Annotated in this window: 8 protein-coding genes; all 8 read left to right on the plus strand. The window is 65.0% G+C overall.

Going from position 1 to position 7,943, the window contains the following annotated elements; translation table 11 throughout:
• The first annotated feature begins 7 nt into the window (after nucleotides 1-7).
• The 8 genes from argB (at nucleotide 8) to tyrS (ending at nucleotide 7,798) form a co-directional block, all read left to right on the plus strand.
• A complete protein-coding gene (gene argB / locus HMPREF0298_RS09395; RefSeq protein ID WP_006840938.1) occupies nucleotides 8-949 on the plus strand; it encodes an acetylglutamate kinase in 942 nt (313 codons plus the stop codon).
• Nucleotides 946-2,130: an acetylornithine transaminase gene (locus HMPREF0298_RS09400; protein ID WP_006840939.1), complete on the plus strand. Its 1,185-nt coding sequence runs from the start codon at nucleotides 946-948 to the stop codon at nucleotides 2,128-2,130. Before argB ends, HMPREF0298_RS09400 begins: the two co-directional genes overlap by 4 nt.
• The gene (argF, locus tag HMPREF0298_RS09405) at nucleotides 2,127-3,065 is read left to right on the plus strand and encodes an ornithine carbamoyltransferase (RefSeq protein ID WP_006840940.1); all 939 of its coding nucleotides are present in this window, start codon (nucleotides 2,127-2,129) and stop codon (nucleotides 3,063-3,065) included. The genes HMPREF0298_RS09400 and argF overlap by 4 nt, the downstream gene beginning before the upstream one ends.
• A complete protein-coding gene (locus tag HMPREF0298_RS09410; protein ID WP_006840941.1) occupies nucleotides 3,065-3,556 on the plus strand; it encodes an arginine repressor in 492 nt (163 codons plus the stop codon). The genes argF and HMPREF0298_RS09410 overlap by 1 nt, the downstream gene beginning before the upstream one ends.
• Nucleotides 3,557-3,636: 80 nt before the next feature.
• Complete coding sequence (locus HMPREF0298_RS09415) at nucleotides 3,637-4,839, plus strand: argininosuccinate synthase (protein WP_006840942.1); 1,203 nt, start codon at nucleotides 3,637-3,639, stop codon at nucleotides 4,837-4,839.
• A 15-nt stretch (nucleotides 4,840-4,854) separates the two neighbouring features.
• The gene (argH, locus tag HMPREF0298_RS09420) at nucleotides 4,855-6,294 is read left to right on the plus strand and encodes an argininosuccinate lyase (RefSeq protein ID WP_040423076.1); all 1,440 of its coding nucleotides are present in this window, start codon (nucleotides 4,855-4,857) and stop codon (nucleotides 6,292-6,294) included.
• 1 nt (nucleotide 6,295) lies between these two features.
• On the plus strand, nucleotides 6,296-6,481 hold the full coding sequence (locus HMPREF0298_RS09425; RefSeq protein ID WP_006840944.1) for a Trm112 family protein: 186 nt from the start codon (nucleotides 6,296-6,298) through the stop codon (nucleotides 6,479-6,481).
• A gap of 45 nt (nucleotides 6,482-6,526) precedes the next feature.
• Nucleotides 6,527-7,798, plus strand: a complete 1,272-nt coding sequence (gene tyrS / locus HMPREF0298_RS09430; protein WP_006840945.1) for a tyrosine--tRNA ligase — start codon at nucleotides 6,527-6,529, stop codon at nucleotides 7,796-7,798.
• Nucleotides 7,799-7,943 lie beyond the last annotated feature (145 nt).

A 7,943-nucleotide genomic window follows, 5' to 3' on the forward strand; every position in this document is an offset into this window, starting at 1 on the left:
CAGCAACGTGTCACCCACCCGCAGCTTAAGCAACGCTGACCGCGCCTACGTCCTCGCCGAGGCGCTGCCGTGGCTTCAGCACTACCGCGACAAGATCGTCGTGGTCAAGTACGGCGGAAACGCCATGATCGACGAGTCGCTGAAAGCCGCATTCGCCGCGGACATGGTCTTTCTGCGTACCGTCGGTGCGAAACCGGTGGTGGTCCACGGCGGGGGCCCGCAAATCTCCGCCATGCTGACCCGCCTCGGGCTCGAGGGCGGCGAGTTCGTCGGCGGCTTCCGCGTTACCACTCCGGAGATCCTCGAGGTGGTCCGCATGGTTTTGTTCGGCCAAGTGGGGCGCGACCTGCTGGGCAAGATCAATTCCTACGGCCCCTACGCCGTCGGAACCTCCGGCGAGGACGCCGGCCTGTTCCGCGCGAAGAAGCGCTTCATCGAGCGCGACGGTCAACAACTCGACATTGGGCTGGTGGGCACGATTGTCGACGTCGACCCCTCCGCAGTGATGGACATCATCGAAGCGGGCCGCATCCCGGTGGTCAGCGGACTCGCCCCAGGTGACGACGGAAACGTCTACAACATCAACGCCGACGAGGCCGCCGGCGAGCTCGCCGCCGCGATCGGTGCGGAGCGTTTGATCGTGCTCACGAACGTCGAGGGCCTGTACACCGACTGGCCGAACAAGGACTCGTTGGTGTCTAAACTCGAGCTCGCGGACTTGGAGGCGCTCATGCCCGGGCTCGATTCCGGGATGATCCCGAAGATGCAGGCGTGCATCACGGCGGTCAGTGGGGGAGTCAAAGCCGCCCACGTCATCGACGGGCGCATCGCGCACTCGGTGCTGCTCGAGCTTTTGACCATGGGAGGTATCGGCACGATGGTCCTGCCGGATGACTATGACGAAGCCACCTACCCGGCGGGCACGGTTTTCAGGAAGGACGAGCAATGAGCGCGCTAGACAACTGGGGTGAAGCCCTGATGAACAACTACGGCACTCCGCCGATCGAGCTCGTCTCTGGACACGGCGCGGTTGTCACGGACACCGCTGGTCGCGAGCACATTGACATGCTCGCCGGAATCGCCGTCAACGCGCTCGGTCACGCCCACCCCGCAGTGATCGACGCCGTCACCCGGCAAATCTCGCACCTCGGCCACGTTTCCAATCTCTTCGCCTCCCAGCCAGTGGTTGAGCTTGGGCAGCGGCTCAAGGCCAAGCTTGGCGACGACAGCGCCCGGGTGTTCTTCTGCAACTCGGGTGGCGAAGCGAACGAGGCGGCGTTCAAGCTTGCGCGGTTGACTTCCCGTCGCCGGGTGTTGGCCGCGCACGACGGTTTTCACGGCCGGACCATGGGGTCACTGGCGCTGACGGGACAGCCCGCGAAACGCGCACCGTTTGAACCGCTGCCCGCCGGCGTGGAGTTTTACCCTTACGGCGACATCGACTACCTGCGCGCGCTCGTCGAGATGGACCCGGCGAACACCGCCGCGATCTTCCTTGAGCCGGTGCAGGGCGAAACGGGGGTGATTCCCGCGCCCGGAGGGTTCCTGCAGGGCGTGCGCGACATCTGCGACGCCCACGGCATCCTCATGGTTACCGACGAGGTGCAGACCGGGGTCGGCCGCACCGGGTCGTTCTTCGCGTTCGAGCACTCGGGCGTGGTCCCCGACGTGATCACCATGGCCAAGGGCCTCGGCGGGGGGCTGCCGATCGGCGCCACCATCGCGAGAGGACGGGCCGCCGCGCTGTTTCAGCCCGGCTCGCACGGCACGACGTTTGGAGGCAACCCCGTGGCCTGCGCCGCCGCGCTGGCGGTGCTGGACGTCGTGGACGACGCCTTCATCGCCGAGGTGGCGCGCAAGGGTGAACTCCTGCGCGAGCTCGTGGCCCAGATCGACGGTGTCAAAGCCGTGCGCGGGCTGGGGCTGATGCTCGGTGTCGTACTGGAGCACGAGATCGCGAAGGAAACCGTCGCCGCGGGCTTTAAGCACGGGGTGATCCTCAACGCCCCGTCGTCACGCGTGTTGCGCCTGACCCCGCCACTGGTGATTACCGACGACGAGATCCGCGGCGCCGCGGGCCGCATCGCCGCCTCGATCGCCGCAGCTACCGAAGGAGAAGAGAACCGATGACCCGACATTTCCTCGCCGACGACGACCTCACGCCCGCCGAGCAGGCGGAGGTACTTGCGCTCGCGGCAGAACTCAAAAGGCAGCCCCTTTCGCGGCGCCCGCTCGAGGGCCCGTTATCGGTGGCTGTTTTGTTCGACAAGACGTCGACACGCACGCGATTTTCCTTCGACGCCGGGATCGCGCAGCTCGGCGGGCACGCAATTGTCAGCGAGACTGGCAGCTCCCAGATGGGCAAGGGGGAAACCTACCAGGACACCGGTGCGGTGCTCTCGCGCTATGTCGAGGCGATCGTGTGGCGCACCTACGCCCACTCCAACCTGCTCGCGATGGCCGAGACGGCGACGGTTCCCATCGTCAATGCGCTGTCCGACGATCTGCACCCGTGCCAAATCCTCGCTGATCTGCAAACCTGCATTGAGAACTTGTGCCCGAACGAGGGCGCGGCCGGCCTGCGCGGCAAAAAGGCCGTCTACCTCGGCGACGGCGACAACAACATGGCCAATTCCTACATGATCGGCTTCGCTACCGCGGGAATGGACATCGCAATCATCGCCCCTGAGGGGTTCTTGCCGCGCCAGGAGTTCGTCGATCGTGCCGCGGCGCGCGCCGCGCAGACCGGTGCGCAGGTTAGCGTCACCTCGGATCTGGCCGCCGTCGCCGGGGCGGATGTCGTAATTACGGACACGTGGGTGTCCATGGGGATGGAAAACGACGGCAAGGACCGCCGCACGCCGTTCCTGCCGTACCAGGTAACCCAGGACGTGATGAACCGGGCGGGCGAAGGCGCGATGTTCCTGCACTGCTTGCCCGCCTACCGCGGCAACGAGGTCACGGCAGAAGTCATCGACGGCCCCGCCTCCCGCGTGTTCGACGAGGCGGAAAACCGGCTGCACGCACAGAAAGCCCTGCTGGTCTGGTTGTTGGAGAACCAGTGATGGCGATACCGTTGTCACGCACCGCGCGCCAGGCGAGGATAATGGAAATCCTCGGCACGGCCCGCGTGTTCTCGCAGATGCAGCTCTCCGAGCTGCTCAACGACGAAGGAATCGATATCACCCAGGCCACCCTGTCCCGCGATCTCGACGAGCTCGGCGCCCGAAAAATCCGGCCCTCCGGTGGCGGCAGAGCGTTTTACGCGGTTAGCTCGCTGCACGACGCGATGGGTGACGCAGTCACCGGCCCGCGCGAGAAACTGCGCCGGATGATCGAGGAACTCGTCGTCTCCGTCGACCACTCCGGCCCGATGGCGGTACTGCGCACCCCGCCGGGCGCGGCCCAGTATTTGGCCAGCTACATCGACCGCGTCGGCCTTGATCAGGTTGCCGGCTGCATCGCCGGCGACGACACGATCTTCGTCCTCGCCCGGGATCCTTCCACGGGCAAGGACCTCGCGGAGAAACTATTTATCCCGGGCGGAGCCATCTAGGCTCCCGCCGCGCCGCCCGCGTCGGGGCGGCGGGTAACCTAAAACACACGTCTTAAACAATCACAAGGAGATTTCAGCTCATGACTAACCGCGTTGTGCTCGCGTACTCGGGCGGCCTCGATACCTCGGTCGCCATCCCGTACCTCGGGGAGATGATCGGCGGCGAGGTCATTGCCGTGGCCCTCGATCTCGGACAGGGCGGGGAAGACATGGAATCCGTGCGCCAGCGCGCGCTGGACTGCGGCGCGGCTGAATCCATCGTCATCGACGCGAAGGACGAGTTCGCCGAGGAGTACTGCCTGCCGACGATCAAGGCCAACGGCCTGTACATGAACGAGTACCCGCTGGTCTCGGCAATTTCACGCCCCCTGATTGTGAAGCACCTCGTCGAAGCCGCCCAGCAGCACGGTGGCACCCACGTCGCCCACGGCTGCACCGGTAAGGGCAACGACCAGGTTCGCTTTGAGGTCGGCTTCCTCAACCAGGACCCGAACCTGGAGATCATCGCCCCCGCGCGCGACTACGCCTGGACGCGCGACAAGGCGATCGAGTACGCCGAGGGCAAGGATCTGCCGATTGAGCAGTCCGCAGCCTCCCCGTTCTCCATCGACCAGAACGTGTGGGGCCGCGCGGTGGAGACGGGCTTCCTCGAGGACCTGTGGAACCCGCCGACCAAGGACCTGTACGCCTACACAGAGGACCCGGCGATCGGCAACGCACCGGACGAGGTCATCATCTCATTCGAGTCCGGCAAGCCCGTGGCCATCGACGGCCGCCAGGTCACCGTGCTCGAAGCCATCGAGGAGCTCAACCGCCGCGCCGGCGCGCAGGGCATCGGCCGCCTCGACATGGTCGAGGACCGGTTGGTGGGCATCAAGTCCCGCGAGGTCTACGAGGCACCTGGCGCGCTGACCTTGATCACCGCGCACAAGGCGCTCGAGGACGTCACCGTCGAGCGTGAGCTCGCCCGCTACAAGCGGCTTATCGACGCCCGCTGGTCCGAAGAGGTCTACGACGGCCTCTGGTTCGGCCCGCTCAAGCGCTCCCTCGACGCCTTCATCGAGTCCACCCAGGAGCACGTCACCGGCGTTATCCGCATGGTGCTGCACGCCGGAACCGCAACCGTCAACGGGCGCCGCTCCAACCATTCGCTCTACGACTTCAACCTGGCCACCTACGACACGGGCGACACGTTCGACCAGACCCTGGCCAAGGGGTTCGTGCGCCTGCACGGGTTGTCGTCCCAGATCGCCAACAAGCGTGACCGCGAAGCCGGAAAGTAGGGGAATCGCGCGTTGATTGAGCAGCACAAGACAAACGAGGGCGCCCTGTGGGGCGGCCGGTTCTCCGGCGGGCCCGCAGACGCGATGTTTGCCCTGAGCGTGTCCACCCACTTCGACTGGGTGCTCGCGCCCTACGATGTTCTCGCATCCAAAGCCCACGCCAAGGTGCTGCACCGCGCGGGCCTGCTATCCGACGAAGATCTCTACACCATGCTGGCGGGGCTCGATGAGCTAGGCCGCGACGTGGAATCGGGAACGTTCGGGCCGCTGCCGACTGATGAAGACGTCCACGGTGCGATGGAGCGCGGCTTGATTGACCGGGTCGGCCCCGAGGTCGGCGGCCGTTTGCGCGCGGGCCGCTCGCGCAACGACCAGGTCGCGGCGATGTTTCGGATGTGGTGCCGCGACGCAGTCCGCGACATCGCGAGCGAGGTGGTTGACCTCATTGACGCGCTGAGCAATCAGGCGGCAGCCCACCCGGAGGCAATCATGCCGGGAAAGACTCACTTCCAGGCGGCGCAGCCGATCCTGTTGGCCCATTCGCTGCTCGCTCACGCGCAGCCTCTCCTGCGCGACCTCGAGCGAATCCGGGACCTCGACAAGCGCCTGGCTATCTCGCCTTACGGCTCGGGTGCGCTCGCGGGTTCCTCGCTCGCACTCGACCCAGAGGCGGTTGCCGCTGAGCTTGGTTTCGCCGACGCGTGTGACAACTCGTTGGACGGGACGTCGTCACGCGATTTCGCTGCAGAGACCGCGTTCGTCCTGGCACAAATCGCCGTCGACCTCTCACGCTTGTCGGAAGAAATCATCGCATGGTCGACTCCGGAGTTTGGCTACGTCACGCTTGACGACGCCTGGTCCACGGGATCCTCCATCATGCCGCAGAAGAAGAACCCCGATGTCGCGGAGCTCGCGCGTGGCAAGTCCGGGCGACTCATCGGCAATCTCGCGGGCCTGATGGCAACGCTGAAAGCCATGCCGCTGGCGTACAACCGCGACCTGCAGGAAGACAAGGAGCCGGTGATCGACTCCGTAGCCCAGCTGAAGTTGCTGTTGCCGGCACTCACCGGGCTGGTGTCGACCTTGTCGTTCCACGAGGAGCGGATGCGGGAGCTGGCTCCGGCCGGCTACACGCTGGCCACGGATCTGGCGGAGTGGATGGTGCGTCAAGGCGTGCCCTTCCGTGAGGCGCATGAGGCATCCGGGGCGTGCGTGCGCATCGCCGAGGCCAGGGGAGTGGGCCTCGCTGAACTCACGGACGAGGAGCTCAAGGGCGTCGATAAGCGGCTTGAACCTGAGGTTCGGGAAGTCCTGACCATCGACGGGGCCGTCGCCTCCCGCAGCACGCGCGGAGGTACGGCGCGACCGCGGGTGGAGGAGCAGCGGCAGCGGGTCGTCGAGGCCGCGCGCGGCCACCGACTGTGGGCTGAGACCCCTGTGCGCGGCATTAAGTAGGATGACACTCATGAGTCTCGACCCCAAGCTTCTCGACGTCCTCGCGTGCCCGCAGGACAAAGGGCCACTCGTCTTCAACGAGGCCGAACAGCTGCTCATCAACGAGCGGCTGGGAATTGCTTATCGAATCGACGACGGCATCCCCGTCCTGCTTATCGACGAAGCCCAAACGTACCCGGCCCGCTAAGCACGGCGACCGCACACCGAGCGCAGAAAGATCCCCTCACACTCCATGTCAACCCACACGGATATCATCGCCGAACTTCAATGGCGCGGGCTGATTAACCAGTCCACCGACTTGGAAAAGCTCCGCGAGGAAACGCGGCAGCCGATCACGCTGTACTGCGGGTTCGACCCGACCGGGCCGTCGCTGCACGCCGGGCACCTGGTACCGCTGTTGATGCTGCGCCGCTTCCAGATGGCCGGCCACCGGCCCATCGTTCTCGCCGGGGGAGCGACGGGCAAGATCGGCGACCCGCGCGACGTAGGTGAGCGATCCATGAACTCCGATGACACCGTCGCGGATTGGGCGCAGCGTATCTCTGGGCAGCTCGCACGGTTCATGGACTTCGACGGGGACAACGCCGCGTTGCTGGTCAACAACAATGACTGGACCGCAGATATGAGCGTGATTACGTTCCTGCGCGACGTGGGCAAGCACTTCTCCCTGTCGACGATGCTCAGCAGAGACACGGTGAAACGGCGCCTGGAAAACGACGGCATTTCCTACACCGAGTTCTCCTACATGCTTTTGCAGGCCAACGACTTCGTGCAACTGCGGCGCAACCACGACTGTGTCCTGCAGATCGGAGGCGGCGACCAGTGGGGAAACCTAGTCGGCGGCGTCGACCTCAACCGCCGAATGGACGGCGCGCAGGTGCATGCCCTCACGGTTCCGCTCGTGACGGACTCTGAGGGAAAGAAGTTCGGCAAATCCACGGGAGGCGGTTCACTCTGGCTCGATCCCGAGATGACTTCGCCCTACACCTGGTACCAGTACTTCGTGAACACGGCGGACGCCGACGTGATCCGCTACTTGCGTTGGTTCACCTTCCTTGACAGCGAGGAGCTCTCACGCCTCGAAACCGAAGTGGCGGAGAGCCCGTTCAAGCGCGAAGCGCAAATTCGCCTCGCCCAGGAAATGACTGACCTTGTTCACGGGCCGGAAGCGACCCGCGGGGCAGAACTCGCCGCACAGGCCCTGTTCGGCCGCGCTGACCTGCGTGAACTCGACGAGCGAACCCTCGCGTCGGCTGTCTCGGAGACGCGGGTGCACGAGACGGCCGCTGATGCGGGTGAAACAATCGTTGACTTGCTCGTTGGCGCGGGACTGGCCGACTCCAAGGGAGCGGCACGCCGTTCGATCAAGGAAGGCGGCGTCTACGCGAACAACGAACGTGTCGAGTCCGAGGATTTCGTTCCCGCGGCCGACGACTTCCTCCATGGGCGCTGGCTTGTCCTCAGGCGAGGAAAGAAGAACTTCGCGGGCGTCAAGCGCGTCTAAGTAGATCACCATTCCCCGGCTTTGAGCTGGGGATTTGTGTTGTGTGTGGTGGGTTGGTTAGTGTGTTGTTCCGCTGCTTGTTGAGGTTGCTTCTGGGTTAACTTCTGGTGGTGGGTGAATTTCATGGCTGTTTGACTTTGTGTTC

The organism is Corynebacterium lipophiloflavum DSM 44291 (assembly GCF_000159635.1).
Lineage (GTDB): Bacteria > Actinomycetota > Actinomycetes > Mycobacteriales > Mycobacteriaceae > Corynebacterium > Corynebacterium lipophiloflavum.

Coding starts and splice junctions, on each gene's coding strand:
- HMPREF0298_RS09425 (WP_006840944.1), top strand. CDS start 6,296: ATGACACTCATGAGTCTCGACCCCAAGCTTCTCGACGTCCTCGCGTGC.
- HMPREF0298_RS09400 (WP_006840939.1), top strand. CDS start 946: ATGAGCGCGCTAGACAACTGGGGTGAAGCCCTGATGAACAACTACGGC.
- argF (WP_006840940.1), top strand. CDS start 2,127: ATGACCCGACATTTCCTCGCCGACGACGACCTCACGCCCGCCGAGCAG.
- tyrS (WP_006840945.1), top strand. CDS start 6,527: ATGTCAACCCACACGGATATCATCGCCGAACTTCAATGGCGCGGGCTG.
- HMPREF0298_RS09410 (WP_006840941.1), top strand. CDS start 3,065: ATGGCGATACCGTTGTCACGCACCGCGCGCCAGGCGAGGATAATGGAA.
- HMPREF0298_RS09415 (WP_006840942.1), top strand. CDS start 3,637: ATGACTAACCGCGTTGTGCTCGCGTACTCGGGCGGCCTCGATACCTCG.